The sequence below is a fragment of the Pseudonocardia aurantiaca genome, from assembly GCF_039526725.1.
Classification (GTDB): Bacteria; Actinomycetota; Actinomycetes; order Mycobacteriales; family Pseudonocardiaceae; genus Pseudonocardia; species Pseudonocardia aurantiaca.
Map to the genome: position 1 here is coordinate 95,061 of NZ_BAAAJG010000029.1, position 25,749 is coordinate 120,809.

At 72.9% G+C, this 25,749-nt stretch carries 27 protein-coding genes and 1 pseudogene; 15 read left to right on the top strand and 13 right to left on the bottom strand.

Annotated features, from left to right (window positions below; all coding sequences use genetic code 11):
• Nucleotides 1-11 precede the first annotated feature (11 nt).
• A complete protein-coding gene (locus ABD143_RS36205) occupies nt 12-788 on the bottom strand; it encodes a maleylpyruvate isomerase family mycothiol-dependent enzyme (RefSeq protein ID WP_343987710.1) in 777 nt (258 codons plus the stop codon).
• An 84-nt stretch (nt 789-872) separates the two neighbouring features.
• Between ABD143_RS36205 and ABD143_RS36210 the strand changes: the two genes are divergently transcribed.
• Nucleotides 873-1,490, top strand: a complete 618-nt coding sequence (locus tag ABD143_RS36210) for an alpha-ketoglutarate-dependent dioxygenase AlkB (protein WP_343987713.1) — start codon at nt 873-875, stop codon at nt 1,488-1,490.
• 112 nt (nt 1,491-1,602) lie between these two features.
• A pseudogene (locus ABD143_RS38425) lies at nt 1,603-1,890 on the top strand (STAS domain-containing protein); the annotation flags it as partial.
• A gap of 112 nt (nt 1,891-2,002) precedes the next feature.
• On the opposite strand, the gene ABD143_RS36215 reads toward ABD143_RS38425, so the two are convergent.
• On the bottom strand, nt 2,003-2,269 hold the full coding sequence (locus tag ABD143_RS36215) for a helix-turn-helix transcriptional regulator (protein ID WP_343988547.1): 267 nt from the start codon (nt 2,267-2,269) through the stop codon (nt 2,003-2,005).
• 53 nt (nt 2,270-2,322) lie between these two features.
• On the bottom strand, nt 2,323-3,462 hold the full coding sequence (locus tag ABD143_RS36220; protein WP_343987716.1) for a hypothetical protein: 1,140 nt from the start codon (nt 3,460-3,462) through the stop codon (nt 2,323-2,325).
• Nucleotides 3,463-3,560: 98 nt separating this feature from the next.
• Between ABD143_RS36220 and ABD143_RS36225 the strand changes: the two genes are divergently transcribed.
• Both ABD143_RS36225 and ABD143_RS36230 read left to right on the top strand, forming a co-directional pair.
• Complete coding sequence (locus ABD143_RS36225; protein WP_379659762.1) at nt 3,561-3,749, top strand: hypothetical protein; 189 nt, start codon at nt 3,561-3,563, stop codon at nt 3,747-3,749.
• A 122-nt stretch (nt 3,750-3,871) separates the two neighbouring features.
• Nucleotides 3,872-4,729, top strand: a complete 858-nt coding sequence (locus ABD143_RS36230; protein ID WP_343987718.1) for a phytanoyl-CoA dioxygenase family protein — start codon at nt 3,872-3,874, stop codon at nt 4,727-4,729.
• An 85-nt stretch (nt 4,730-4,814) separates the two neighbouring features.
• Here the strand turns inward: ABD143_RS36230 and add are convergent, their stop codons facing one another.
• The 5 genes from add to ABD143_RS36255 form a co-directional block, all read right to left on the bottom strand.
• Nucleotides 4,815-5,801 carry an adenosine deaminase gene (add, locus tag ABD143_RS36235; protein WP_343987721.1) on the bottom strand — a complete coding sequence of 329 codons (987 nt, stop codon included), beginning with the start codon at nt 5,799-5,801 and terminating at the stop codon, nt 4,815-4,817.
• Nucleotides 5,801-6,877, bottom strand: coding sequence for an ABC transporter substrate-binding protein (locus ABD143_RS36240; RefSeq protein WP_343987724.1), 1,077 nt, complete (start codon nt 6,875-6,877; stop codon nt 5,801-5,803). The genes add and ABD143_RS36240 overlap by 1 nt, the downstream gene beginning before the upstream one ends.
• A 64-nt stretch (nt 6,878-6,941) precedes the next feature.
• A complete protein-coding gene (locus ABD143_RS36245) occupies nt 6,942-7,742 on the bottom strand; it encodes an ABC transporter permease (RefSeq protein ID WP_343987727.1) in 801 nt (266 codons plus the stop codon).
• Entirely contained in the window at nt 7,739-8,500 is a 762-nt protein-coding gene (locus tag ABD143_RS36250; RefSeq protein WP_343987730.1) for an ABC transporter permease, read from the bottom strand. Before ABD143_RS36250 ends, ABD143_RS36245 begins: the two co-directional genes overlap by 4 nt.
• Complete coding sequence (locus ABD143_RS36255; protein ID WP_343987733.1) at nt 8,497-9,324, bottom strand: ABC transporter ATP-binding protein; 828 nt, start codon at nt 9,322-9,324, stop codon at nt 8,497-8,499. The genes ABD143_RS36250 and ABD143_RS36255 overlap by 4 nt, the downstream gene beginning before the upstream one ends.
• Before the next feature lie 124 nt (nt 9,325-9,448).
• Here ABD143_RS36255 and ABD143_RS36260 point away from each other — a divergent pair, with 124 nt between their 5' ends.
• Nucleotides 9,449-10,078: a TetR family transcriptional regulator gene (locus tag ABD143_RS36260; protein ID WP_343987736.1), complete on the top strand. Its 630-nt coding sequence runs from the start codon at nt 9,449-9,451 to the stop codon at nt 10,076-10,078.
• On the opposite strand, the gene ABD143_RS36265 is transcribed toward ABD143_RS36260, so the two are convergent.
• The gene (locus ABD143_RS36265) at nt 10,063-10,917 is read right to left on the bottom strand and encodes a TauD/TfdA family dioxygenase (RefSeq protein WP_343987739.1); all 855 of its coding nucleotides are present in this window, start codon (nt 10,915-10,917) and stop codon (nt 10,063-10,065) included. The genes ABD143_RS36260 and ABD143_RS36265 overlap by 16 nt on opposite strands.
• Nucleotides 10,918-11,034: 117 nt before the next feature.
• Here ABD143_RS36265 and nadD point away from each other — a divergent pair, with 117 nt between their 5' ends.
• Nucleotides 11,035-11,622 (top strand): nicotinate-nucleotide adenylyltransferase, encoded by a 588-nt coding sequence (gene nadD, locus ABD143_RS36270; protein ID WP_343987741.1) that lies wholly within the window; start codon nt 11,035-11,037, stop codon nt 11,620-11,622.
• Nucleotides 11,623-11,658: 36 nt separating this feature from the next.
• Here nadD and asnB read toward each other — a convergent pair whose 3' ends face one another.
• Nucleotides 11,659-13,581 carry an asparagine synthase (glutamine-hydrolyzing) gene (gene asnB / locus ABD143_RS36275; protein ID WP_343987744.1) on the bottom strand — a complete coding sequence of 641 codons (1,923 nt, stop codon included), beginning with the start codon at nt 13,579-13,581 and terminating at the stop codon, nt 11,659-11,661.
• Between the two features lie 826 nt (nt 13,582-14,407).
• Entirely contained in the window at nt 14,408-14,770 is a 363-nt protein-coding gene (locus tag ABD143_RS36280) for a DUF1565 domain-containing protein (RefSeq protein ID WP_343987747.1), read from the bottom strand.
• 797 nt (nt 14,771-15,567) lie between these two features.
• On the opposite strand from ABD143_RS36280, the gene ABD143_RS36285 reads away from it, so the two are divergent.
• From ABD143_RS36285 to ABD143_RS36295, 3 genes are all read left to right on the top strand, one after another.
• Complete coding sequence (locus ABD143_RS36285; RefSeq protein WP_343987750.1) at nt 15,568-16,602, top strand: zinc-dependent alcohol dehydrogenase family protein; 1,035 nt, start codon at nt 15,568-15,570, stop codon at nt 16,600-16,602.
• Between the two features lie 79 nt (nt 16,603-16,681).
• Nucleotides 16,682-17,098: an anti-sigma factor antagonist gene (locus ABD143_RS36290; RefSeq protein ID WP_343987753.1), complete on the top strand. Its 417-nt coding sequence runs from the start codon at nt 16,682-16,684 to the stop codon at nt 17,096-17,098.
• A 47-nt stretch (nt 17,099-17,145) separates the two neighbouring features.
• Nucleotides 17,146-17,652 (top strand): ATP-binding protein, encoded by a 507-nt coding sequence (locus ABD143_RS36295; protein WP_343987755.1) that lies wholly within the window; start codon nt 17,146-17,148, stop codon nt 17,650-17,652.
• A gap of 20 nt (nt 17,653-17,672) precedes the next feature.
• On the opposite strand, the gene ABD143_RS36300 is transcribed toward ABD143_RS36295, so the two are convergent.
• Together ABD143_RS36300 and ABD143_RS36305 are read right to left on the bottom strand one after the other, a co-directional pair.
• The gene (locus ABD143_RS36300) at nt 17,673-18,071 is read right to left on the bottom strand and encodes an ATP-binding protein (protein WP_343987758.1); all 399 of its coding nucleotides are present in this window, start codon (nt 18,069-18,071) and stop codon (nt 17,673-17,675) included.
• A gap of 69 nt (nt 18,072-18,140) precedes the next feature.
• Nucleotides 18,141-18,518 (bottom strand): STAS domain-containing protein, encoded by a 378-nt coding sequence (locus ABD143_RS36305; protein ID WP_343987761.1) that lies wholly within the window; start codon nt 18,516-18,518, stop codon nt 18,141-18,143.
• Between the two features lie 370 nt (nt 18,519-18,888).
• Between ABD143_RS36305 and rsfS the strand changes: the two genes are divergently transcribed.
• The 6 genes from rsfS to ABD143_RS36335 all read left to right on the top strand — a co-directional run bounded on the left by rsfS (nt 18,889) and on the right by ABD143_RS36335 (nt 25,666).
• Nucleotides 18,889-19,308, top strand: a complete 420-nt coding sequence (rsfS, locus tag ABD143_RS36310) for a ribosome silencing factor (protein ID WP_343987763.1) — start codon at nt 18,889-18,891, stop codon at nt 19,306-19,308.
• The gene (locus ABD143_RS36315; RefSeq protein WP_343987767.1) at nt 19,305-19,928 is read left to right on the top strand and encodes a histidine phosphatase family protein; all 624 of its coding nucleotides are present in this window, start codon (nt 19,305-19,307) and stop codon (nt 19,926-19,928) included. Before rsfS ends, ABD143_RS36315 begins: the two co-directional genes overlap by 4 nt.
• A gap of 37 nt (nt 19,929-19,965) precedes the next feature.
• Entirely contained in the window at nt 19,966-20,697 is a 732-nt protein-coding gene (gene octT, locus ABD143_RS36320) for a diglucosylglycerate octanoyltransferase (protein ID WP_343987770.1), read from the top strand.
• An 11-nt stretch (nt 20,698-20,708) separates the two neighbouring features.
• Nucleotides 20,709-21,554: a DegV family protein gene (locus ABD143_RS36325; RefSeq protein WP_343987773.1), complete on the top strand. Its 846-nt coding sequence runs from the start codon at nt 20,709-20,711 to the stop codon at nt 21,552-21,554.
• Between the two features lie 651 nt (nt 21,555-22,205).
• Nucleotides 22,206-23,183 carry a ComEA family DNA-binding protein gene (locus ABD143_RS36330; RefSeq protein WP_343987776.1) on the top strand — a complete coding sequence of 326 codons (978 nt, stop codon included), beginning with the start codon at nt 22,206-22,208 and terminating at the stop codon, nt 23,181-23,183.
• A complete protein-coding gene (locus ABD143_RS36335) occupies nt 23,183-25,666 on the top strand; it encodes a ComEC/Rec2 family competence protein (RefSeq protein ID WP_343987779.1) in 2,484 nt (827 codons plus the stop codon). Before ABD143_RS36330 ends, ABD143_RS36335 begins: the two co-directional genes overlap by 1 nt.
• The last annotated feature ends 83 nt before the right edge of the window (nt 25,667-25,749 follow it).

Here is a 25,749-nt window from a genome sequence, read left to right on the forward strand (position 1 = left end):
GGGCAGGTCGGTCAGTCGGTCGGGTTCCGCAGCGCGAAGCGTTCCGCGACGCCCACCTCCCCCGAGACGTCGAGCTCGGACGCAGCCCGGCGTCGGTAGAGGTAGAGCAGGAGGTCGGCGGCGGAGGCCCGCAGCACGGCGGAGGCGTGCTCGGGCTCGCCTGTGAGCCGCCGCCACCGCGCCGTGCCCTCCTCGTCCTCCTCGATGCTCCAGCCGAACCCGGTGTCGGAGGCCACCAGTGCCAGCCGCCCACCCAGCGGCTCCGCCCCGCTCGTGCGGTACGGGGTGACGGTCTCCAGGAACTCCTCGACGCCGTCGGTGGCGGCCGCGGGGTCCAGCGCGACCTTGGCGCCCACGGCCTGCCCCGCGTCCCAGCGGTGCACCGCCGCCTCGTGCACCTGGTGGCGCACGACGAACGCGACGTCCTTCTGCGCGGCCCAGGTCCACACCGGCTCGGTCGGCTCCGCTGCGCGGAGCGTGGTGAGGAGCCGCCCGGCGCCTGCCACCAGGCCGGGCACCAGCGTGGCGTCGTCGTCCGGCCGGACCGGGTCGGCGACCTCCGTGTGGTCCTGCGCCCGCGCGGCGACGAGCGCGCCCCACCACGCGTGGACCTCGGTCAGGTGCCACACGAGGTCGGCGACGCGCCAGCCGGGGCAGCTGGGCACCGGCTCGGCCAGGTGACCGTCGGCGCTGTCGGCCAGCGCCGCGGTGTAGGCCTCGATCCGCTCGAACGGGTCGAAGCCGGTGATGAGCCCGTACGCGGCCTGGTGGCCGGTGCCTGCTGCCATGCGGCGGACCGTAGCGGTAGGCCCCGACAGGACCGACCGAGATCATCATCGAACTGATGTTCGACTGGCGGTAGCGTCGGGCCCATGGCCATGGACCTCGCCTGGCAGCCCTCGCTGCTCGACGCGCCCGCCGTCGAGATCGACACGAGCTTCCGCGGGCTGCGCCGCGACGAGTTGGCCGATGGGGCCTGGGTCGACCTCGCGCCCGGCTGGTGCCGCGGCGCCGACGACCTGTTCGCCCGGCTACTGGCGGAGACGCCGTGGTCCGGCCGCGACGTGCGGATGTACGACCGGGTGGTGCGGGAGCCCCGCCTCACGCACCGCTGGCGGCTCGACGACGGGCCGGCCCCGCCTGCCGAGTTGCGCGAGATGGCGGCGGCGCTGAGCTACCGGTACGGCGTGGAGTTCACGCAGATTGGTGCCAACCTCTACCGCGACGGGGCCGACAGCGTCGCTTGGCACGGCGACCGGGTGGCGCGGGAGCTCCCGGAGGCGGTCGTCGCGCTGGTGTCGCTCGGCGCGCCCCGGCCCTTCCGGCTGCGGCCCACGGGGGGCGGCGCCTCTGTCGGGTACGTGCCGGGGCCGGGCGACCTACTGGTGATGGGCGGCTCCTGCCAGCGCACCTGGCAGCACGCGGTGCCGAAGATGCGGGTGGCCCCGCCGCGCATGAGCGTCCAGTTCCGGCACGCCTACATGCGCTGATCGCTGTCCGTCAGCCACCTCGCCGTCGGACGTCCCGGTCACCCCGTCGCCGGGTGTCCTCGCGGCGCGGCCGGGCAGCGGCGGCGCAGCGCGGGCACACCCGCCGCGCGGGATGCACTGGGACGCCACGCGCCCACCGTTCGAAGTCTCCGGGTTCGCCGTGGACACCGGCCGCCTGCGACCCGGGGTCCCGATCGTGCGGGCCAGGGGCCGGTTGGACCGGGCGACGGTGGGCCGGCTCTGGATGGCGCTCGACCAGTGTCTCGACGCCGCCCCATGGGCGGTCGTCGTCGATCTCACCGCGTTGTCGGAGATTCGGGCCGGGGCCGTGCCGACGCTCGTCGACGTCGCCCGGCGCGCCGCTGCGGACGGCATCGGGCTGCATCTCGTGACGGCCGGGGGGCGCGGTCGACCAGATGCTCGGCGGTCCGCCGGGCGCGGATCTGCTGGTCATCCACCACAGCGTGGCCGCCGCGGAGAGCGCACTGGGCCGGGTCAGCTGAGCGGGCCGGTCAGCTCCTGCGCGCCGTGGCGGAGGGGGACCGGCCGAAGCGCCGCTTGTAGGTCGCCGAGAAGCGGCCGGCGTGGAGGAACCCCCAGCGCGCCGCCACCTGCCCGACGGCGACCGCATCCGGCCCGGCGGCGAGCAGTTCGGCGTGGATCCGGTCCAGGCGGACATCACGCAGGTACGCCATCGGCGACGTCCCGAGGGTACGGGCGAACCGGCGGTGCGCATCACGGGACTTCCGCGGAACCGTTCGCGCAGCTCCGTCATCCAGGCATACCTCCTCACCGACGCACGCCGCTCAGCCCGCTCTGCCCAAAGTGTGCGCTAGCCGTCCTCGTCGCGCGTGGCGAGATCTCGGTGACGCATCCGTTCCCGCCGGCCGTAGGTCGCGTTGCGGACCGCCTCCTCGCTCTCCAGGCTCGAACCGAGAGCACCGGCGACGATGCCGATCGAGCTGCTCAGCCAGACCAGCTCCGCGTAGACGTCCAGGGCGGCGGGCCGGTGCATGATCGACGCGAGGTACCCCGGATCGACGAGGGCGATCGCGGCCAGGAACGACGCCGCGAAGAGCAGCGCGTACATGCACGTCACGCCGAGCGCCAGCGTCAGGACCGTGGCGCTGTTGTACAGGATGGTCTCGGCCCGTGCGCCGAGGTCGGACGTGCGGTCCCAGAGGTGGTTGTAGTAGATCAGCCAGATCGCCATCGCGGCGATCGCCACGATGTTGATCAGCGCGAGCCGCGTGATGGAGAGCGCGTTCGCCATGATCCAGAGGTCCGAGGTGACGATGGCGTAAGCGGATGTCGCCGCGGCGGCCGCCGTGGCGCTCGACAGGTGCGGGACGAGCCGCCACGGCCGGTTGTCCCGCACCAGCCCGGCGAGGAGGCGGAACCGGCCCTGCGGTCCGAGCAAGGCCATCTGCTCGTCGATGTCCGGATCGTCCGAGGTCACGTACCTCGAGTGGCTGAGCAGTCGCGGGGAGTCGGGTTTGCGGAACCGGCGGCCCCTCCGCGCCGGCGCGACTGCGCTCTCGGCAGCGGTGAGCCGCCGGACGAGATCGACGACGAGCTCCCTGATCCGATGTCGCAGCCTGAGGGCTCCGAGTGCAGGCACCGACACGACTCCGACGCCCTGCGAACTGCTCACCTCGGAGGCGACGACTCGCCTGCCCGACCGGCGCGGCAGGTCGGTGAGCAGGAGCATGAGGACCCACCCGTTGGCGTGCTTGTACTCCTGCGCGAGATCGGCCACGGGGATCCGCCCGTGCTCGTCGAGCACGATCGGCTCGCGCTTCCGCGACACCGTCCAGACCACCTCGTCGCTGACTGTGGCGGTCAAGATCGCGGGGAGATGTTCCACGAGCCAGTCCGCGAGATCCGTCGGCAGTCCCGGGTCCGAGAGCACGCCGATGTGCACGACGTCGGGTTCCGGTGACGGGTCCGGCGGCTGGATGTAGATGGTCATCTGTCGCTCCGATGCGGAAGGGTGCGAGGCGGGGTTCCCGCTGACCGGGGGGCCGAACGGCCGGATCATCCGGATGGGATCAGTGGCTGCCGGGTCCTGTGCTCGCCGCCGCCCGCCCGCACGGCTGCGCCGCCGCCGACGTCGACAGCGCGGCCCACCTGCTCGCATCGGCCGTCAGCTACCGGCACTCGGTGGCGCGGCACGCCGAAGCCGGGCGCGAGGCCATGCACCGTGAGCTGCGGTTCCTCGCCGACGCTCTGGCGGCAGGGGCCGGTGCAGGCGCCTAGTGGTGGCGGGGGCGGATGAGACGATTTCGTCGCCTCGACACGTGTTTCACGTGATCGTAACGGCTAGGTGCATCGGAGCAGGTCAGACTGTATGAACCACCCGGTTCATACGGAGGATCGCAGTGAGCAATCTCGACCTGAGCGCTTTCGCCGACCTCGGCGTTTTCACCCCGGCGGACGGCGCGGAAGCGGCAAAGTCGTTCTACGACCGCTGGGGGTTCGTCGTGCTGCGCGACTACGTCGGGCCCGACGTCATCGACGCGATGGAGGCCGAGTGCGTGGCCGCGCAGAAGGGTGTCCTCGCCGGCGCGCTCCCCGCCCGGCACGGCTCGACGAAGTACCTCGACGACGAGAGCAAGGCCGAGCAGTTCCTCAACTACGTCGAGCACGTCGAGGAGATCGCTCCGAGCATCGACGCCGCGCTCGCCACCCCTGTAATCGTCGAGCTGGTGACGCAGATCCTCGGCGCGGACTACTGGCCGGGCCGCAACGGAGTCGTCTACCAGGACGCCCGGCCGGGGCGGGAGTCCGGCTACACCCGGATCGGGTGGCACGCGGACTGGCAGGCCGTGCCGCACCTGGACATTTGGCCAGGCACCGCCTTCACGTTCCACATCGACGGCACGAGCCCGGCCAACGGCTTCCTCCGGGTGGTGCCGGGCAGCCACCTGTGGGCCACCGCGTCGCCGTTCGAGAACATCAACAAGGTCGCCGTGCCCGACGGGACGCCCCCCGCCCGCGGCTACACCGACACCCCACCCCCGGCGCCGATGCCGCTGGGCTTCGAGAAGATCCACGGTGAGATCCCGGTGTTCGCCGAGCGCGGCGACGTGATCCTGCACGACGCCTACCTGTGGCACTCCGCGGCCCGCGCGACCGACGACGACACGATGCGCCGCCACGTCCGCGGCGGCTGGCACGGCGGGGACCGGGCGTTGATGGACACGGAGACGGGCTTCGTGAAGAACGCCGCCCGCTGAGGGTCCCGCATACGTCAGCGGGGTGGCCTTGCAGACGTTCAACGTCTGCAAGGCCATCCCGCTGACATCGGTCCCGGGCCCGGCGTCACACCGGCGTTGTCAGCCAGTCCTCCACGTGTTCCACCGCGTCCCTCACCAGCTCCTGTGGCGCCCCCGAGCCCACGATCGACGACCGCGCGAGCTGGGCCAGCCGCTCGTCGGGCAGCCCCATCGTGCCCCGCACCAGCTCGTACTCGGCGAGCAGGCCCGGGCCGAAGAGCAGCGGGTCGTCGCCGTTGATCGAGCACCGCACCCCGGCGTCGAGCAGCTTCACGAGCGGGTGCTCGTCGATCGAGGGCACGACGGCGAGCATCACGTTGGACGTCGGGCATACGTCGAGCACCACCTCGTCGGCGGCCAGCCGCTCCACCAGCGCCGGGTCCTCGATCGCGCGCACGCCGTGGCAGATCCGCCGCGCGCCCAGCGCGTCGAGCGCGCCGTAGACGCTGGCCGGCCCGGCCAGCTCGCCGGCGTGCGGGGCGGAGATCAGCCCGGCGTCCCGCGCGATGCCGAACGCCTCGGCGAACGGCTCTGGTGGGAAAAGCGCCTCGTCGGCGGCCAGCCCGAAGGAGACCACACCCGCCCCCGCGTAGCTCGCCGCGAGCTTGGCCAGCTCGACCGCCTGCTCCGGGTCGAAGTCGCGCAGCGCCGAGACGATCCACCCGCACCCGATGCCGCGGGCCGCCGCGGCGCGCTGCCCCTCGTCGATCACGATTCCCAGCACATCCTCGGCCGTGCCGAGCTGCCCGACGAAACGCGGCGGGTAGAAATGCGGCTCGACCCAGACCGCACCGTCGTCGGCTGCGTCGTCGACGACCTCGCGCACCACCCGGCGCAGGTGCGCCTCCGTCTCCATCAGCGCGGACGCGCCGCGGTACTGCAGCCCGAACTCCGTGAACGAGGTGTAGCCGCGGATCGGCGGTGCCGGCACCCCGGCCTCCGCCGCCAGCTCGGCGAGCGTGGACGGCCGCATCGCACCCTCGAGGTGCAGGTGCAGGTGGGCCTTCGGGAGCTGCCGGAGATCGCGGACCATCAGACTGTTGCCCTCCCCTGGAAGACGGCGTCGAGCACGGTCGTGTCGACGATCTTCGCGACGTCCGGCAGCGGCTGGACACCGGCCGCCTGGTACGCCGTGTACATCGGGCCCGCGAGCCGCTCCGGGTCGATGCGGAACAGGCCGCTCGACCGGGTGAGGTCGCTCTGCGTGTAGGGGATCTGCAGCTCGTTCTCGCGGGTCTGCTGGGCGAGGTCGAGGCCGAGGTCGGCGCCGTACTTCTCGACGGCCAGATGGGCGGCGACCGACGGGTCGGTGGCGTTGTCCTGCCAGCCGCGCACGGTCGCGTGCATGAACTTCTCGACCACCGGCCGGTTGGCGTCCAGCCAGGAGCGCTGGCTGCACAGCGGGCTCGCGTACTGCGGCAGGCCCAGCTGCTCGTACGTGGTGACGACGAAGTCGCGGTCGGCCACCAAACCCTGCTGCTCCAGCATGATCGGCTGGTTGGTGGCGAAGCACGTGTAGACGTCGCCCTGGCCCTCCACCAGCGGGCTCGGCTCGTAGCCGACCGGGATGAACTCGTACTGCACCGGCACGCCCGCGAGCCGCATGGCGGCCTCGATGTAGGGCTGCACGCCCTGCTGGCCGAGCACCTTGGCGCCGACGAGGTCCTGGGCCGTGCGGACCGGCTTCTTCGCCATCGACAGCAGCGCGGACGGCGCGTTCTGGAACATCGTGCCGTAGGCGACGAAGTCGTTGCCCTCGTTCACTGCGGAGATGAACGCCTGCAGCGCGACCGGGATGGCGATCTCCGCGCCGCCGCCCGCAAGCGTCTGGGTGGGCTGGGGCGCGTTCGGACCGCCGGGGACGAACTCGATCTCGAGGCCCTCCTCGGCGTAGTAGCCGCGGTCGTCGGCGATCCAGAACCCGGCGAACTCGACATTGCTGATCCAGCCGAGCGCCACCCGCAAGTGCGTGGTCGCGCCCCCGCCGCCACCTGTGTCGCTGCCGCCGGCACACGCCGCGAGGGCGGGCGCGGCGGCGAGTCCCAGGCCGGCAAGACCGGCGGTGCGCAGCAACTTGCGGCGGGACCAGAGCGCGGGGTCGGTGGACATGTGATCTCCTCGGGGGCGGGATCGGGGGGTTCGGGGAACGGGGAGCGGCTCGGGTGAACCGGGATCAGGTGAAACGGGCTGTGCCCCAGCGCTCGACGGCGCGGGCCGCGACGAAGCTGGCGACGGACACGACCGTCGCGACGAGCGCAGTGCCCCACGCCCGGTCCACCTGGTAGAAGCTGACCGACTGGGCGAAGAGCGTGCCGAGGCCCCGCCCGCCCATCAGGTACTCGGCGAGCATCGCGCCGAGTACCGCGGTGGAGGCGGTCAGCCGGAACGCGACGAGCAGGCCCGGCACCGCGTGCGGCAGCAGCAGCCTGCGCAGCACCGTGGGCCGGGAGGCGCCCAGCACGGCCATCAGGTCGAGCGCGGCGCGGGGCGCGTCTCGGAGCCGGGCGCCGACCAGCACGAACGCCGGGAAGAACGAGACGACGCTCGTGATCACGAGCACCGTGGTCCAGCCGTAGCCGAACACCCTGGCGAGCACGGGGATCATCGCGACCACCGGCACCGAGCGCATGATCAGCGCGACCGGCGTCATCATCCCGGAGACGACCCGCGAGGACCACACGGCGACGGCGAGCGCGGTTCCGGTCGCCATCCCGACGAGCAGCCCGGCCGCGGCCATGCCGAGCGTCCAGGCGAGGTCGGGGAGGTAGGCGCCGACGTTCCAGGCGACGTCGCCGAACACTGTGCCGGGCGACGGCACGACGATCCGGTTGAGGCCCGAGAGCGAGGAGAACAGCTGCCACGCCACGAGCAGCGCCAGCACCGTCCAGTACCGGGAGAGCAGGGATAGCCCGACGTTGCCGGCTCGCCGGCGCGGCACGGACGCCTGACGCTCCGGCAGCACCTCGACCGTCATGAGAACCTCCGGTTCACCACGTCCCGGGCGGCCACCAGGACGACGTAGGCGAGCAGCGCGACCGCCGCGGCCGTCAGCGCGGCCGCCCACAGCTGGTTGACCTGCAGGTTCTGCATCGAGCTGACCAGGAGCACCCCGATGCCCCTGCGTGCGCCGAACCATTCGCCGATCACCGCACCCAGCACCGCGGCGGGAGCCGCGAGCGTGAGCCCGTCGACGATCAGCGGCACCCCGGCGGGCAGCTGCAGTCGCAGCAGGGTGACGAGCCGCCCCGCGCCGAGTACGGAGAAGACGTCCCGCTGGGCGGGGTTGGTCGAGGCGAGTGCGGACGTCGCGGCAATGAACACGGCGAACCCGGAGGCGAGCGCGGCGACCAGCGTGGGGGTCGCGTCGCGGCCGGCGATCGTGATCAGCAGCGGGCCCACCGCGATGAGCGGCACCGCGTGCAGGACGGCGGCGAGCCGGTCCAGCCCGGGCGCGGTGGCGGGCAGCAGCGCGCCGAGCGCCGTGACCAGCAGCGCGACGACCGTGCCGAGCAGGAACCCGGCCGCAGCAGCGGCCCCGGTGGCGGCGAGCGCCCGGCCGAGGAGCTGCTGGGCCGAGGACTCGGTGAGGTAGAGCGCGACCTCGCTGATCGGCGGCCAGCCCACGCCGGCGATCCCGGTCCGGCCGATGAGCTCGGCAAGCACGAGCACTGCCAGGACCCCCGCGACGGCGAGCCCGCGGTCGCCGGCCCGTGCGGCAACAGGGCTACTCACGAGGGCTCCGCGGTCGGCTCGGGGTCGTCGAGCATGGCGGTGAGCCGGTCGACGAGTGCGTGGAAGTCGGGGTCGCGGGTCACCTCGGTGCCGCGGGGGTGCGGCATGTCGACCTGCTGCACGTGCCGGACGCGGCCGGGACGCCCGGTCATCACGACGACGCGGTCGGCGAGCAGCACTGCCTCGTCGACGTCGTGCGTGACGAGCAGGGTGGTGATCCGCTGCTCCATCCAGATGCGGGCGAGCTCCAGGTTCATGCGCCGCCGCGTGACGGCGTCGAGGGCGCCGAAGGGCTCGTCGAGCAGCAGGACGTCGGGCTCCAGCGCGAGGGCGCGGGCGATCGCGACGCGCTGGCGCATGCCACCGGAGAGCTGCCGTGGCCGCGCGTCCTCGAAGCCGGTGAGGCCGACGAGCGCGAGCAGGTCGTCGACGCGGGTGCGGTCCACCGGGCGGCCGGCCACCCGGAACGGCAGGGCGACGTTGTCGCGGGCCGACGCCCATGGCAGTAGCGCGTGCTCCTGGAAGGCGACGCCGAGCCGGTGGGCGCGCACGAGGTCGGCGGGGCTGCGCCCCTCGACGGCTACCTCTCCCTCGCTGGGTTGTTCGAGACCTGCCACCATCCGCAGCACCGTCGACTTGCCGCAGCCGGACGGCCCGAGTAGTGCGACGAACTCGCCGTGCCCGATTTGCAGGTCGAGGCGCTCCAGGGCACGCACGGCGGTGCCGCGGCGGAGCGGGAAATCCTTGACGATGCCCTGCAGCGAGATCGCCGTCGGGGTGGCGGTCTCGGCCGGTGCAGGGGTGGAGCTCGTCTGTGCTGGCATGCAGGCTCCAGTGAATCGCGCGGTTCACGACACGTTATGGAGCGCCGGTTGCTGCCATGTTGCGTCGGAGGCGCCCGGACGTTACGGCTGGCGGGGGCCTCTCCGTCCGTTACGGTGCTGCGGCATGGGGGCCGACGGTGTGGGAGCGGGGGCGGAGCCGGAGCGCGATCGGCTGCTGCGCCTCACCGTCGACTACGTGCTCGAACACGGCGTCGCGGACATGACGCTTCGCGGCCTCGGCCGCGCGATCGGCACGAACAACCGCATGCTGCTCTACTACTTCGGCTCGAAGGAGCAGTTGATCGGCCAGGCGCTGAACGTGGCGTCGCAGCGCTTCCCGGCCTTCACCGCAGCGATGACGGCCCTCGACGACTCGGGCACCCCGCTTGTCGAGCGGCTGCTAGCCGCCTGGCGGGGCATCGCCGCCCCGGAGAACCTTCCGTTCCTGCGGCTGTTCTTCGAGATCTTCGGGCAGGCCGCGCACAATCCCGGCCGGTTCGACGACTTCCTTGCGCGCGTCGGGCACGACTGGACGAACCAGGTGACGGGCGCGCTGCGCGCCGAGGGTGTGCCGGATCCGGCGGCGGGCGCGCTGGCCAGGGAGGTCGTCGCGCTGTGGCGGGGTTTGCAGTTCGATCTGCTCTCCACCGGTGACGCCGCGGCGGTGGCGGCCAGCTACGCCGCCACCGCCCAGGCGTTCGCGCGCCGATGCGCCGCGGCGAGTGAGAACGGGGTCGCTCAGCCGGCGAGCTGAGCGGGCTTCTGCGGGTTGACGATGTCCAGTTCACCCACCGGCACGGCCACCGCCGCGCTGCTCCAGCCCCAGATCGAGTAGAGCTTTCGCGCTGGGTCGGTGTAGCCGTGGCGGCCGTGGAAGACCCGGTAGTTGTCGACGCACGCCATGTCGCCCGCCTCCAGCCGGAACCGCGCGCCTGCGTCCCGCGCGTAGGTCACCGCGGCCTTCCAGAGCTCGACGAACTTCCACTGCTGCGCCTCGTCCCCGCTCACCACCGGCGCGAGGTAGGGGTGGTGGCGCACCTGCGGGCGACCGGCGGGGGTGGTCCGGAGGATGGGGGAGACGCCGTCCTGCGGGAAGTTCGGCTCGGAGTGGTCGATGTCGACCGTGCGGCAGAACTCCACCATCTCCGCGTTCGCGGGGTCCTTCGCGAGGATGTCGAGCACCGCGAGCCCGTCCACGAGGAACGACTCGCCGCCGACGGCCGCGGGCCGGGCGCTGAACAGGAACAGCCGGTCGGGCGCGTAGTCGCCGAACGCGAAACCGTCGTTGTGCGGGGGCATCGGGAGCGACACGTCGGTCGAGAGCCGCCGCTTGCGGCCGCGCGCGTCGACTGGTTGCGCGTCGACCTTCGCCCCCTCCTCGACGGCCCGTTTCGTCGTCGCCTCGATCTGACGGCCGATGCGCCGCAGGTCCGCGCCCAGCATGGCCGTCCCGAACGCGATGGCGGCGGTCTCGTCGGTGATGCCGCTGACGATCGCGGCACCGTCGGCGTCGACGACCTCCCTGGCCTCCTCGGGGGTGGACACCCGTCGGGGAACCAGGCAGGCGGCGGCGAGGTCGGGGCTCAGATCCATGGCGCAACTCCCTTGCGTCTGTGTGAACCGCGTCTGTGTGAACCGCGTGGTTCACACGACGCTACGACGTGGTCGTTGCCACCGTGTTTCTGCGCGGAGACCGATTAGTCTTCTACGGTGCAGCGGAAGATCGGGGTGATGGGCGGGACGTTCGACCCGATCCACCACGGACACCTGGTGGCGGCCAGCGAGGTCGCCGACCGCTTCGGCCTGGACGAGGTGGTCTTCGTGCCCACGGGGCAACCGTGGCAGAAGACCGAGCGCAAGGTGAGCCGGGCCGAGGACCGGTACCTGATGACCGTGGTCGCCACGGCGTCCAACCCGAGCTTCTCCGTGAGCCGCGTGGACATCGACCGGGGCGGCCCCACCTACACCGCCGACACCCTCACCGACCTGCAGGCCGAGTACCCCGACGCTCGCCTGTACTTCATCACCGGAGCCGACGCGCTGGCCCAGATCCTGTCCTGGCACCGGCTCGACGACCTGTTCCGGCTCGCGCACTTCGTCGGCGTGACGCGGCCGGGGTACGAGTTGGGGGACGATCACCTGCCGGACGGGGCCGTCACACTCGTCGAGGTGCCGGCGATGGCGATCTCCTCGACCGACTGCCGCCGCCGCGTCGCCGAGGGGCACCCGGTCTGGTACCTCGTGCCGGACGGGGTGGTGCAGTACATCTCCAAGCGAAACCTGTACCGCTCCCAATGACCGTGACCACCAGGGATTGTCACAGGGGGTCGCTCCTCATCGGTGGACAGGGTAGGTGGGGTGCGGGACCCGGGGGTGGATGCGGTCCTCGACGAAGATGCCGTGCCAGATGAGGAACACCAGCAGGGTCCAGATCCGGCGGCTGTGGTCGATGGGGCCTTCGCGGTGGGCGTCGAGCATGCGCTGGACGGCGGCGAGGTCGACGAGATGGTCGGCCTGCGAGTCGCGCACGACGTCGCGGGCCCACGGGTAGATCTCGTCGCGCAGCCAGTGCCGGATGGGCACCGGGAAACCGAGCTTGCGCCGGTGTAGGACGGCGGACGGGACGATCCCCTCCAGGGCGCGACGGAGGCCGTATTTCGTGGTGCCGCCGGCGAGCTTCTGCCCTGGCGTTAGCCCCGAGGCCACCGCGAACACCTCGGGGTCGAGGAAGGGCACCCGTAGTTCGAGGGAGTTGGCCATGGTCATCTTGTCCGCCTTGACGAGTATGTCGCCGCGCAGCCACGTGTACAGGTCCACGTGCTGCATGCGGGCGACCGGGTCCCATCCCGCCGACTCCGCGTAAAGGGGCGCGGTGAGGTTGGTCTGGGAGCGCCGCGGGTCGTAGCGGCGTAGCACGCCGGCGAGCTGGTCGTCGCGGAAGATGCGGGCGTTGCCGTAGTAGCGCTGCTCGAGCGGAAGCGCGCCGCGGCGCAGTAGGTCCTTGCCGCGCATCCCGTCGGGCAGCCGCGCCGACGCCCGCCCGAGCAGCCCGCGCAGCGCCCCGGGCACCCGCTCGAACGGGGCGAGCGACTGCGGCTCGTGGTAGATCGTGTAGCCGCCGAACAGCTCGTCGGCGCCCTCGCCGGAGAGCACCACCTTGACGTGGGCGCGGGCCTCGCGGGCGATGAACCACAGCGGGACCAGTGCTGGGTCGGCCACCGGGTCGTCGAGGTACCAGACGATCAGCGGCAGTGCGGCGGTCATCTCGTCGGGGGCGACGGTGCGCACGACGTGCTTGACGCCGATCGCCGCCGCCGTCTCGGAGGCGAGGTCGACCTCGCTGTAGCCCTTGCGTTCGAACCCGGCGGTGAAGGTGATCAGGTCGGGGTTGTGTTCCTTGGCGAGTGCGGCGATCGCGCTGGAGTCGATCCCGCCGGAGAGGAACGCTCCCACCGGCACGTCCGCCCGCATGTGGGCGGCGACGGAGTCACGCAGCACTTCGGAGATCCGTCGGTGGGCGTTCGGCGCGGGGCGCGGGCCGGAGTGGAAACCCGGCCTGAAGTACCGCTCCTGCTCGATCCTGCCGCCGGGGCGTGCGGTGAACCGCGTGCCCGACTCGATCCGGCGGATGCTGTGGTGCAGCGTCATCGGTTCCGGCACGTACTGCAGTTGCAGGTAGTGCTGCAGCGCCACCGGGTCGACGTGCCTGTGCGGGTTCAGCATGCCCAGGGCGGGGGCGAGATGCAGCAGGCTCTTCTTCTCACTCGCGAACGCCACCCCCGCGGGGCCGGTCGCGAAGTACAGCGGTTTGATGCCGAACGGGTCGCGCGCCCCGAACAGGACCCGTTCGTGGGCGTCCCAGATCAGGAACGCGAACATCCCTCGCAGCCGCCCGACGGCGGCCGCGCCCCAATGGTGATAGGCGGCGACCACTGCCTCGGTGTCGCCCGCGGACGCGAAGCAGGCGCCGTGTCGCCGGGCGAGCTCGTCACGCAGTTCGAGGTAGTTGTAGATCTCGCCGTTGAAGACAATCGTGTATCGGCCCGGCTGGGCGGGCGGCCCCCACTGCAGCGGTTGGTGGGACCCGGTGACGTCGATGATCGACAGGCGGTTGAAGCCGAAGGCGATGTCCTCGTCGTTCCAGGTGGCGCTCTCGTCCGGGCCGCGGTGGCGGCTGCAGCCAAGCGCATCCGCGAGCGGCCCGGTTCGGACTCCGGCGTCGGCTCCCGAGGCAAGCAGCCCCAGCAGTCCGCACATGGTTTGTCTCCTCTCGGCGCATCGGCTGCCTTCCTCGAGGCGGCGACGGTGCGCCAGTTCCTGCCGCCGGATCGGCGGCGTCAGGGGTCGGGTCGCCGGACGCGGTCGGCGCCGGATCTGCCGGACGTCTCCCATCCGGTGTGGCCTGTCGGGAGGTCAGCAGCGGCAGGGGTCGCCAGCGTGATCGCGCGGACTCGATGTCTCGGGCCGCTGGTGACGCGGAGCTACCGGGCGGGGATGCGTCCTCGGTAAGAGCTCGGCTGCGTCCGCGGGTTGGGATGCGTCGAGGCGGATGGACCGCGGGGATACGGCCCGGCCCGACGCAGATGCGGTTTGTCAGGCAGCGAGGGACAGCGGGGCGGGTGGCCCGCGGCGGGCCCGGCGGCGTGCCCAGTGCCAAAGCATCGGCGGCAGGAGCTGACTCGTCAGGGGGATCGCCGCCCAGGAGATGCAGGGCGGGGAACAGCTGCACCAGCCACCGGATCGTGCGACGCAGCATCGCGGCGAGGAGCAGCATGACCCACTCGGCGCACACGACGGTACTGACGATGAGCAGGGTGAGTGCGAGGTGGCCGAGCGTCATCGGCACGTCAGTGCCGATCAGGTGGGCGGCGTCGATCCGCCCGCCGTCGGCGAGGCGCGGTGCGATCTTGCTCGCCACGTGCAGCGGGCTGCAGGACCACCGCCCCGCTGGCGGTTGCGAACAGCCACCGGTACCGGTTGGCGAACCGGACCCGGCACGCACCCACGACGGCGGCGATCACACCCAACGCCGCGGTGTGCAGTGGGTACTGGCCGGCGGCCCCATCAAGCATGATCGCCGCGATCAGGACACCTGCCCGCAGCGGCTGCGCTCGTCACCGGCGTCACCGGTGATCCTGAAGCCCTCGATCTCGACGTAGTCGCCTCGGTTGCGCCACGCGGCCTGATCACCGGTGCCGATCACCTCTGCCGCACCGACCGGGTCGGACCGGTAGGTGATGCGGGCGTCCGCCGTGCCGGAGGTCCCAGTGCTGAACGAACCCACGTACCGGCCGGCCGCCACCCGCACGAGCGGGCCGGGCCCAGCGAGCTCGGCCGCGCGCGCGATGGTTCGCAGCGGTGCGTCCTGCGTGCCTTCGGCGGCGTCGTCAGAACGGACTCGCGGAAGACGCCGAGCATCCGTTCGGAGAGCGCCCCATTGCCGCACCCGATCACCAGCACGCGTGCGGGTGGCGGATCGGGGAACAGGAACCGCAGCTCGCCGGCGTACTCGCGGTAGCGCTCCTCGTCCTCACGGACGTACTGCGGGGTCGTCTTGTCCGCCCAGTACGAGCGCCAACACTCGCCCGTCATCGTCACGATCCACTCCTTAGCTACCGCCCGGCATCGACCACCTGGTCCCCGGGAGCCGTACCGTCACCTCCCTGAGTGCGGGAGAAGACCGCGCAGCAGGGCTGACGAAGGGCGGGCCCGGCTGCATCGGTACGAAGGACGTTACGAATGCCTGTGGCAGGACGGACACAACCGCGAGCAAGGTGTTGGCAAAACACCGTGGTGAGGCGGAGGACGGCCACCAGCCCGCGAGCACGACGTGACAACCAGGTTGCCCGCCCGCCGCGGTCATCACGTTCACGGCGCTAGCGACGTTGTCGTTGACCATCGCTGCCCACTACATCTCCAAGCGGGGCCTCTATCGCCGCGGAGAGCCCTGACCAGCGCACGACGGAGGCCGGACCGTCGGTGCGGAGGCTCACAACTCGCGGCCTTTCGGCCGGGTTCTCCCATGTGCCGGGCGTACGTTGGGAGTCGGCGGCGCTGCTCGACGGGCCCGCAATGACGCGATGAGAGGCCCTCGACCAGCGCCCGAGACCGAGAAGTCCCGGATCCTGTCCGACGTCCGATCCGACCGGATCCGACGATCGCGCGAGTGACCTCCCTCAACGCCGATCGCGAAATCTCGCTGCCTTCGGGTGCTCCGGGTGACGTAGCAGGAAGGCGGAACTCATGAAGGCAACCCTGATTCACGGTGCCGGTGACGTGCGGGTCGAGGAGGTCCCCGACCCGACCCTGCGGGAACCCACCGATGCACTGGTGCGCGTGCTGCGCTCGTGCGTCTGCGGCAGCGACCTGTGGCCCTACGCGGTCATGCCCGCCTCCGAAGAGGGCAACCGCATCGGTCACGAGTTCCTGGGCGTCGTCGAGGACGTCGGGTCGGACGTGTCGGGCCTCAAGGCCGGTGACGTCGTGGTCGCACCTTTCGTCTGGGCGGACAACACCTGCGACTTCTGCGTCGAGGGCCTGCAGACCTCCTGCCGGCACGGCGGTTTCTGGGGCACCCCGGGCGTGGACGGCGGCCAGGGCGAGGCCGTGCGGGTGCCGCAGGCCCAGGGCACGTTGGTGAAGCTGCCCGTCGGAGAGGACTCGGCGCTGCTGCCGTCGTTGCTCACGTTGTCCGACGTGTTCCCCACCGGCCACCACTGCGCCGTCACGGCGGGCGTGGGGCCGCGCACGACGGTCACGGTGATCGGCGACGGTGCCGTCGGGCTGTCAGCGGTGCTGGCCGCGAAGCGTCTCGGTGCCGAGCGGATCCTGCTGATGGGCAGGCACGAGGACCGCACCGACCTGGGCCGCGAGTTCGGCGCCACCGACGTCATCCCCGAGCGGGGCGAGGAGGGCGTCGAACGGGTACGGGAGCTGACCGGGGGCGACGGCACGCACACGGTGCTCGAGTGCGTCGGCCTCGAGCCGGCGCTGGAGACCGCGTTCGCCGTGGCACGCGACGGCGGAGTCGTCAGCAGGGTCGGCGTACCGCAGTACGCGCTGGGGCCGGTCGGACGCGACATCTTCCTTCGCAACATCAGCCTCACCGGTGGCATCGCGCCGGCCCGGGCCTACATCGAGGAACTGCTGCCCGACGTGCTCGACGGAAAGGTCGAGCCGGGACGGGTGTTCGACCGCACCGTGAGCCTCGAGGAGGTGCCGGACGGCTACCGCGCGATGGCCGACCGCAAGGCGCTGAAGGTACTCATCCGTCCTTGAGCACCCCCTTCCGAGGGCGCCGATCCACGCCCGGGCGGGCGGACCGTGATTGGCCGGCGGGCGCGGATACAGTGCTCCGGTGAAACCCGCCGGTGACGAGCGCACGCCAGACGGCGGCGAGCGTGCGGAACCACGCCCTGACCGCGAGCAGCTGATCAGCCTGCGCACGGTCGACCGGGACGGTGGCGTCGTGGTGGAGGTCGACGGCGAGATCGACGGCCTCACCGCACCCCGCCTGCGCTCCGCCGTCTTCGACGCGTTCGACCGTGTCGACGGTAAGCCCGTGGTCGTCGACCTCACCTCCGTGCGGTTCCTCGGCTCAGCAGGTCTGCGCGCGCTTTTCGACATGGCCGCCGAGTCCGTGAACCAGCGCGGTCACACGCCGCTGCGGGTCGTCGTCGATCACACGCGCCCCGTCATCCGGCCGATCGAGATCGTCGGGCTGGACAATGTGCTTGCGCTCTACGAGAGCGTGAGCGATGCCCTGGTGCACTGAACCGCCAGCCGCTGCGAGCGGGCGTTCGGGGATCCAGGATGGGGCGCATGGCCCCGCCGTCTGAGCAGGATGAGCAGCCGCTCGGTAGCGCTCAAGAGCAGCGGTACTGGCGGCAGGGCATGCCCGCGCCCGCCGGGCTAGAACTGGTTTTCGGTGCCGAGTGGGTTATCGCGTCGCTCGTGCGCCAGCGGGTGGCGAGCTGGCTGCGGGAGCTGCGTTGGCCGCCTGCCCAGATCGAGGAGCTGGTGCTCGCCGTCAGCGAGGCCGTGAGCAACAGCGTCGAGCACGGTTACCAGGTCATGCCCGACGCCGTAGGTCAATCGGGGGCCGTCGAGGTCCGTGGCCGGGTCGTGCAAGAGCCCGACGGCTTCCGCAGGGCCGAGCTGACGGTGCGCGACCACGGGGCCTGGCGCGAACCGGTGCCCGGCGTCTCCAGCCGGGGGCACGGGATGCTGATCATGCGCGCGTGCGTCGACCGGTTCACGGTGAACCACAGCGCCGCCGGCACCACGGTGGTGCTCCTCGGGCGCCCCGCCCCGCCGCTGCCGGGCTAGGAGCGATTTTCCAGGGCCTGCTAGGGCCAGACGAACCCGAGCGGGGGCACGCGGGCGCTCGTCATCAGCATCGTGGTGCCGTCCACCTCGCGGGAGACCTCCACCGCGTCCATGCAGGTGTGGATCATCAACAGTCCGGGCCCCTCGAAGCCGTCCGGCTCGGGGCTCCAGTACTCGCCTGCCGCCACCGCGACCAGCACACGCCTGCCGCCGTCGCGCTCGGCGAACTGCCGGGCGGCCACCCGTACCTCGGCGCCGATGGCCGACGGATGTGTCTGCTCGACCGCGTTCGACACCGCCTCGTTGACGGCCATGACGATGTCGTCGACATCGCGGGAGGGCCAGCACAGGTTCGCGAGCCAGCGGCGGAACCGCTCGCGTACCACCGACAGCGAGACCGGGTCCGACAGGAGGACCATCGATATCACCGACCCGAGCGGTTCGTCGGGGATCGGTTCTCCCGCGGTGTGCACGGCGCCCGCCTGCTCTCAGCCGATGACGGCCTCGTCGACGGTGCGGTACAGCGACAGCACCTCGTCCAGGCCCATCGTGCGGATCGGACGGATGACGGGCCGTGACTCGTCCACGACCACCCGTAGCGGAACCCCCAGATCGCGGCCCTCGTCGTTCAACGCGACGAGTAGGCCGAGGCCGGACGACGAGAGGAAGTCGACGCCCGTGAGGTCGAGGACCAGCGGGCGGCCGCGCGCTTCGCGCAGCGTTGCGCTCCCCGCTTCCAACAGCCGTCCTCCCGTGCTCAGGTCCACCTCGCCGCGTACCGCGAGGATCAGACAGCCGCCCTGGTCGTCACGGGCGATCGTCATCAATTGCTCGGCCGGCGGCACTCCGCCGAGTGGGCCGTTCATGTTGGCGCAGCGTACAGATGGTGCCTGGGCGATCATCCGGACGCGGTCCCCCCGGCGGCGGACCGTTGCCCATCGTCGACTCCCTCAGCACCCGTCTCGCCAGCGTGACGACCTCGCGCAGCCCGCGTCGGTCCAGTAACTTCGCCACGTCGCGGGCCGCTGCCCGTGAGACGTCATCGCTCGTTGTCATGGCCCCGCAGCTCCCCCGACGACACGTTCCCCCAACACCCGTTCCAGCTCCGACGTTCCCGCCCGGAACGGGTGCCAAACGCCGCCGGGGTGCGTGCGGTGGCCGGGTCCTGGGTACCGGCCGGGGGCTGGGACAATGAACCTGGACGAGGTGGGCGCGGCTCACCGGGGAAGGGGAACGGTGACGGCGACCGACCAGGCGCTCGATCTGGCCCGCGTGGCCGTGGCCGCAGCGGCCGACAAGAAGGCGCAGGACATCGTCGTGCTCGACGTGTCCGACCAGCTGGTGATCACCGACTGCTTCGTGATCGCCTCCGCACCCAACGAGCGGCAGGTCCAGGCCATCGTCGACGAGGTCGAGGAGAAGCTGCGCGCGCAGGGGGCCAAGCCCACCCGCCGCGAAGGCACCCGCGAAGGAAGGTGGGTGCTGCTGGACTTCGTCGACGTTGTGGTGCACGTCCAGCACACCGAGGAGCGCGGGTTCTACGGGCTCGACCGGCTGTGGAAGGACTGCCCGCGGGTCGCGTTCCCCGAGGCGGAGGTCGTGGCTGACGGGCCGGACGCGAACGGGTCCGGCCGGGACGGGAACGGAGCCGGGTGACCCTGCGGATGGTGGTGCTGCTTCGCCACGGGCAGACCGACTACAACGTTGCCGGGCGCATGCAGGGCCACATCGACTCGGTGCTCACCGAGACCGGTGTGGCGCAGGCAGCCCACGTCGCCCCCGAGATCGCCCGGCTGGCCCCTGACCGGCTGATCAGCTCTGATCTCGCCCGCGCCGCCGACACCGCCGAGGCGGTCGCCGCGGCGAGCGGGCAGCCGGTCAAGCTGGATTCCCGGCTCCGGGAGACGCACCTCGGCGAATGGCAGGGCCAGACGGTCGCGGAGATCGAGGAGGCCTATCCGGGCGCGATCGCCACCTGGCGGTCCGACCCGGCGTGGGCGCCCCCGGGCGGTGAGTCCCGCATCGAGGTCGTGCGGCGCGCGATGCCGGTCGTCGAGGAGCTGGAGGACGAGTTCAGCTCAGGGCCGGACACCACCGCCGTGCTCATCGCGCACGGCGGGCTGATCGCGGGTCTCGTCTGCGGGATGCTCGCGCTTCCCCCGGCGACGTGGCCCGCCATCGGCGGCATCGGCAACTGCCGGTGGGCCACCCTCGCCCGCCGCGCCGACCACCCGCGCTGGAGGCTGGCCGGGTACAACGTCGGCTCCGACAGCTGACGGGCCCGTGCCCTCGTCGTCGGGTCCGGTCCTGCTGGTGCTGGGCGACTCCCTCACGTTCCACGGGCCGGAGCGCGCCGAGCCCGCCGACGATCCCCGGTTGTGGCCCAATGTCGCCGCGGCCGCGCTCGGGGGTCGCGCCGAGCTGGTAGCGGGGATCGGCTGGACGACTCGCCACGCCTGGCACGCCCTGATCTCCGATCCGCGCGTCTGGACGCTCCTGCCCGCCGTCGACGCGCTCGTGCTGGGCGTCGGCGGCATGGACACGCTGCCGTCGCCGCTGCCCACGTCGCTGCGGGAGCTGATCCCGGCGCTGCGCCCCGACGGGCTGCGCCGTGCCGTTCGGTCCGGGTACCAGCGCGTCCAGCCCGCGCTCGCGCGCACGTTCGCGGCGGTGCTGCCGGGCGGCGGCCCGGTGGCATTGCCGCCGCGCCTGACCGTCGAGCATCTGGAGCGGTGCCGCAGCGCGGTGCTGACGATCCAGCCGGAGCTGCCCGTCGTGACGGTGCTGCCGCCGCCGCACCGTGCCCCCGCGTACGCGTCGGTGCACCTCGGACGCGACGCCGCCGAGCGCGCCACGCGGGAGTGGGCGCACGCGCACGGCGTGGCAATGCTCGACCTGCCGGCGCTAGTCGGCGAGCACGTGCTGGGCGGTCACGGCAACCCGGACGGCATGCACTGGGGCTGGCCGGCCCACGCGGCGGTCGGCGCGGCGTGCGCCGACCTCCTGCGTCCGGCGCTCACCGTCCGGCCGCGACCGATGCCATAGGGTTCGTCGTCGTGCGCGTCGCCGTCGTGACCGACTCCACCGCCTACCTCCCGGCCGGGGTCGCCGCCGAACGCGGGATCAGGGTGGTGCCCCTCGAGGTGCGGCTTGGCGAGCGGGTGGGGCGCGAAGGGATCGACGTCGACGCCGCCGATCTGTCCGCGGCGCTCGCCCGCCAGCTCGACGTGCAGACCTCCCGCCCCGCCCCCGCCGAGTTCGCCGCCTGCTACCGCGAAGCGCTCGACGCGGGCGCCGACTGCGTGGTCTCCGTCCACCTGTCCCGGGAGCTCTCCGGCACGTGGGACGCCGCGCGGCTGGCGGCCGAGGAGATCGGCGGCGACCGGGTGCGGGTCGTCGACTCCCGAGCTACCGCAATGGGCCTCGGCTACGCGGTGCTCGCCGCGGCCGACGCCGCCGACGCGGGTGCGACCGGCGCCGACGTCGAGGCCGCAGCCTCCGACATCGTCGCCCGCTGCCGGATGTTCTTCTCCGTCGACAACCTCGACCGCCTCCGCCGCGGCGGCCGGATCGGCGCGGCTGCCGCGCTCGTCGGCACCGCCTTGGCCGTCAAACCGCTGCTCCACATGGAACAGGGGAAGATCGTGCCCCTGGAGAAGGTACGCACCACCGCCCGCGCGACCCAGCGCCTGGTGGAGCTCGCGGTGAAGGCGGCAGGCAACCGGCCGGTGGACCTTGCCGTCCACCACCTGGGCGCCGCCGCTCGGGCCGAGGACGTGGCGGCGCGGCTGCGGGAGCGGCTCCCGGACATCACGCGGTTGCTGGTGTCGGAGGTCGGGGCGGTGATCGGCGCGCACGTGGGGCTGGGGCTGCTGGGTGTGGTGGTGGTTCCGAGTCCCTGAACTGGCTGACGACACTCGCCCAGGCAGGGTGCGATCAGCGGTGACGTGCTCGCGCGCTGCTAGGCGACGACCCCACATCAGCAGGCGGATGAGTCGTGCGGCCGCGGCGAAGGAGATCGCCGGCGGCCTGGAACGCGCTGGCCACCGCGAACCACCGAGGTCTTGAGTCAGCCCTTGAATGAGCGTCCAGTTGCGCTGAGTGCCTCGATGAGAATGCGAACGGCCTTCGGCCCGACTCCGTGCATCGCCATAGCGCCCGCGTGGCCGGTCTTCCGGTGGCCTTGGGCAGGTCACCAACTTCACCGGCAGCCGCGGCGTCCCCGGCAGCTACCTGGGCTGCGAGCCGCTTCGGTGCGTGCGAGAGCCATGCGCGACCTGGCCAAGCGGCTGGAGTTATCGAGGATCTTGTTCCGAACTCGCTGTGGGAGCTGCACCGCAGCTGCCGGCACGTCCGTCGCGACGTCGTCGGCCTCCCGGGCGCAGGCCTGTCAACGAAGGGGGGTGCCCCCCGACATCCATTCTGCCGGGCGGGGGCGACGGTCTCGGCGACCTCGGGCGGTTCAGCGGTGAGTTGTCCACATCGGAGGACAGCCATCCACAGGTTCCCAGTACGCCCTGGCCAGGGGCCGTTCCGGACCTAGCGTCGGACGCGTGGCATCTCCCGACCTCACGTCCCGGCCCGGCCGCCTGAGCGCCGTCTTCGGCCTGCCGGCCGATCCGCCTGCCGTCGCGGGCCGGCCCGGTGAGGCCGCGTGGGCTCCGGGAGGCGTGTGGCCGCCGCCCCGTCCGGCAGAGCGCGCGGCCCCGCCGTCGGACGACACCCCGACGGTGCCGCTGCTCTTCGCGGCAGCTGGCGTGGAGGTGCGCGGGACGCCCGAGGCGGACAGGGAGCGGTGGTTCCCGGCGCTGCTGCGCCGCGCGGTGCCGCAGGCGTGGCGCGGGGCGCGGGTCCACCCGGGTCGGCCGGGAGCCACCGCCCTCGTGCTCGTGGCCGCCGGGGCGGCGGTCGTCGCCGCAATCGGCGTGTGGACGGAGCGGCCCCGCGCGGAGCCGGTGAGTGGGCTGCCTGCCGTGGCCACGGTCGTCGAGTCCCCAGCCGAATCCGCCGAGCCCGCGGCGCCGCCACCCACGGGTGCGGCCCCCACTGCCGCGGCTTCCACCGGCACCGCTCCCGCACCACCCGCGGAGCCGCTCGTCGTCAGCGTGTCGGGCAAGGTGCACCGTCCGGGCCTCGTCGAGGTGCCTTCTGGTGCGCGCGTGGCCGACGTCCTCGACGCCGCTGGCGGCCCCCTGCCCGGCACCGACCTCGCCGCGCTCAATCTCGCTCGCCGGGTGGCCGACGGGGAGCAGGTGGCGGTCGGCGTACCTCCGGCGGCCGACGCCGCCACGACCGGCGGTCCCGTTGCCGACCCCGTCGCCGGTGCCGGCGCGCCGCCCGGGAAGGTCGACCTCAACACCGCGACGGCCGCCGAGCTCGACGTGCTGCCCGGCGTCGGACCCGTCACGGCCACCCGCATCCTCGAATGGCGCACCCGCAACGGGCGCTTCTCCCGCGTGGAGCAGCTGCGCGAGATCCAAGGCATCGGCGAGCGGCGCTTCGCCCAGCTGCGCGAGCTGGTGACGGTCTGATGCCCGCCCCGGATCCCGGTGTTCGCGTCGACCCAGCAGAGGTCGCCCGGGTCCAGCAACTGCTCCGCGACCATCTGCGCGACGGTCTGCGCGACACGGCCGAACCCCGCCGTCCGCCCGACCTGCGGCTGGCACCGGCCGCTCTCGCGGCGTGGGGCGTGGTGCTCCTCGGCGTCACGCTCGGCCCGGTGGCCGCCATCGCCGCGCTGATCGCCGCTGTGCTGCTCGCGGTCGCCGCAGCCGTGCGCGTCCGGCGCCGGCAGCGGCATCGCCGTGCGCGTGGCGCGGCCACGGTGCTCGCCGCGGCGGGGTGTGCGGCGGCCGCGGGCCTCGTGGTCACCTCCCATGCGCTGCTGGTCGCGCAGCACCCGCTGCGCGAGCCCGCCGAGCGGGGAGCTGCGGCCACAGTGCGCGTTGTCGTCCGCGACGACCCGCAGCCGGTCCGCGCGGCCACCTACGGTTCGCAGCCCGGCACGCCGCAGCAGTTTCTGGTGCCGGTGGTGCTGGTGCGGGCCGAGGTCGACGACGGCGTGTGGGCGGCGGGCGGGCGGATGCTGCTCATCGCCCCGGCCGAGGGCTGGAGCGGGCTGCTGCCGGGCCAGGCGGTGAGCGCCGACGGACTGCTCGCCCCCGCTGCCCGGCGCGATCTCACCGCGGCGGTGCTGCGGGTCCGCGGCCCGCCCCGGGACGTCGCTGCCCCGCCCTGGTGGCAGCATGCGGCGGGCGAGCTGCGCGGCGGGCTTCGTGAGGCGGCCGAGGTGCTGCCGCCGGCCGCCGCCGGGCTGCTGCCCGGGCTGGTGGTGGGCGATACGAGTCGGCTCACCGCCGAGGTCGAGGCCGACTTCCGGGCCGCCGGGCTCACCCACCTGCTTGCGGTGTCGGGGGCGAACCTCGCGATTGTGGGCGGCGCGGTGCTGGCCCTGCTGCGGCTGGTGCGGGCCGACCCGCGGCTCGCGGCGGTGCTCAGCGCCGCCGCGGTCGCGGGGTTCGTGGTGCTGGCCCGGCCGTCGCCGAGTGTGGTGCGGGCCGCGGCGATGGCGGCGGTGGTGATGCTCGCGCTCGCGCTGGGCCGCGGCCGCTCCGCCGTGCCGGCGCTGGCGGCCGCGGTGCTGGTGCTGCTCCTGGCCGACCCCGCGCTCGCGGTGGACCCGGGGTTCGCGCTCTCGGTGTTCGCCACCGGCGCATTGGTGTTGCTCGCCCCGGGATGGGCCGTCGCGCTGCGCCGCCGTGGTGTGCCGGGCTGGGCGGCGGAGGCCCTGGCCGTGCCCGCCGCCGCGTTCCTCGCCACCGCCCCGCTGGTGGCCGGCCTGAACGGCGAGGTCAACGCGATCGCGGTGCTCGCGAACCTGCTCGCCGTGCCCGCCGTAGCGCCGGCCACCGTTCTCGGCGTGTTGGCCGCGGTGCTCTCCCCGCTGGGGCTGCCGCTGGCGCAGGCCTGCGCCTGGCTGGCCGGCCCAGCGGTGGGCTGGCTCGTGCTGGTCGCCGACCGGTCGGCCGCCGTGCCGGGCGCGGTGCTTCCCTGGCCGGACGGGCTGCTCGGGGCGCTGCTGCTCGCGGGGCTCGCCGTTGTGCTGCTCGCGCTCAGCCGCTCCCCGCGCTGGCGAGCCGTGCTGGTGGCCCTTGTGCTCGGGCTCGCGCTGGTGCTCGTGCCCACGCGGGTGGTGCGGCCGGGGTGGCCGCCGCCCGGCTGGGCCGTGGTGGCGTGCGACGTCGGGCAGGGCGACGCCCTCGTGCTCGCCACCGGACGGCCGGGATGGGCCGTGCTGGTCGACGCGGGTCCGGAGGACGGGCTGGTCGACGCCTGCCTCGACCGGCTCGGTGTGCAGGGTCTCGCGATGGTCGTGCTCACCCACCTGCACGCCGACCACGTGGGCGGGCTTGCCGGTGCGCTGCGCGACCGTCCGGTGGCCGGGGTGGCGGTGGGGCCGCTCCGCGAGCCCCGGTGGGCGCTGGCCGGGGTGGCCGCGGCGGCCGCTTCGTCCGGCGCGCCGCTGGTCGCGCTCACCGCCGGGCAGCGGCTCACCTGGCCTGCGCTCACCCTGGACGTGCTGGGCCCGCTGCACCCGGCCGCCGTCGTCGACCCCGACGACGGCACGGTCGTCAACGACGGCTCACTCGTCCTGCGAGCGCGCACTCCCGCGGGCACCGCGCTGCTCACCGGCGACGTCGAACTCGCGTCCCAGGCCGACCTCGTCGCGTCCGGTGCCGACCTGCGCGCCGACGTGCTGAAGATGCCGCATCACGGCAGCCGCTACACGTCCGTCGCGTTCCTCAACGCCGTGTCGCCGCGCGCGGTGCTGGTCAGCGTCGGGGCCGGCAACCGCTACCGGCACCCCGACCCGGGCCTGATCGGCGGCCTGGAGCGGGCCGGCGCCGCGGTGCGTCGCACCGACACGGCCGGCGACATCGCGCTGGTGGGCCGGTCCGCCGGGGAGGACCTGCAGTTCGTCTCCCGCGGCTCCCCGCTCCCGGCGCCGCGGTGAGGCGGGCGAGCACATGACCTCGATGGTCGGGCAGGCTGCCCGGCATGGCCGCTCCTCTCCGCCCGCCGCAGTAGCGCAAGTAG

What these genes read in the sequence shown, in the direction of transcription:
- ABD143_RS36205 (WP_343987710.1), bottom strand. Translation starts at nt 788, where the DNA reads ATGGCAGCAGGCACCGGCCACCAGGCCGCGTACGGGCTCATCACCGGC.
- ABD143_RS36210 (WP_343987713.1), top strand. Translation starts at nt 873, where the DNA reads ATGGCCATGGACCTCGCCTGGCAGCCCTCGCTGCTCGACGCGCCCGCC.
- ABD143_RS36220 (WP_343987716.1), bottom strand. Translation starts at nt 3,462, where the DNA reads ATGACCATCTACATCCAGCCGCCGGACCCGTCACCGGAACCCGACGTC.
- add (WP_343987721.1), bottom strand. Translation starts at nt 5,801, where the DNA reads ATGGTCCGCGATCTCCGGCAGCTCCCGAAGGCCCACCTGCACCTGCAC.
- ABD143_RS36240 (WP_343987724.1), bottom strand. Translation starts at nt 6,877, where the DNA reads ATGTCCACCGACCCCGCGCTCTGGTCCCGCCGCAAGTTGCTGCGCACC.
- ABD143_RS36245 (WP_343987727.1), bottom strand. Translation starts at nt 7,742, where the DNA reads ATGACGGTCGAGGTGCTGCCGGAGCGTCAGGCGTCCGTGCCGCGCCGG.
- ABD143_RS36255 (WP_343987733.1), bottom strand. Translation starts at nt 9,324, where the DNA reads ATGCCAGCACAGACGAGCTCCACCCCTGCACCGGCCGAGACCGCCACC.
- ABD143_RS36260 (WP_343987736.1), top strand. Translation starts at nt 9,449, where the DNA reads ATGGGGGCCGACGGTGTGGGAGCGGGGGCGGAGCCGGAGCGCGATCGG.
- ABD143_RS36265 (WP_343987739.1), bottom strand. Translation starts at nt 10,917, where the DNA reads ATGGATCTGAGCCCCGACCTCGCCGCCGCCTGCCTGGTTCCCCGACGG.
- asnB (WP_343987744.1), bottom strand. Translation starts at nt 13,581, where the DNA reads ATGTGCGGACTGCTGGGGCTGCTTGCCTCGGGAGCCGACGCCGGAGTC.
- ABD143_RS36285 (WP_343987750.1), top strand. Translation starts at nt 15,568, where the DNA reads ATGAAGGCAACCCTGATTCACGGTGCCGGTGACGTGCGGGTCGAGGAG.
- ABD143_RS36295 (WP_343987755.1), top strand. Translation starts at nt 17,146, where the DNA reads ATGGCCCCGCCGTCTGAGCAGGATGAGCAGCCGCTCGGTAGCGCTCAA.
- ABD143_RS36300 (WP_343987758.1), bottom strand. Translation starts at nt 18,071, where the DNA reads ATGGTCCTCCTGTCGGACCCGGTCTCGCTGTCGGTGGTACGCGAGCGG.
- ABD143_RS36305 (WP_343987761.1), bottom strand. Translation starts at nt 18,518, where the DNA reads ATGAACGGCCCACTCGGCGGAGTGCCGCCGGCCGAGCAATTGATGACG.
- ABD143_RS36335 (WP_343987779.1), top strand. Translation starts at nt 23,183, where the DNA reads ATGCCCGCCCCGGATCCCGGTGTTCGCGTCGACCCAGCAGAGGTCGCC.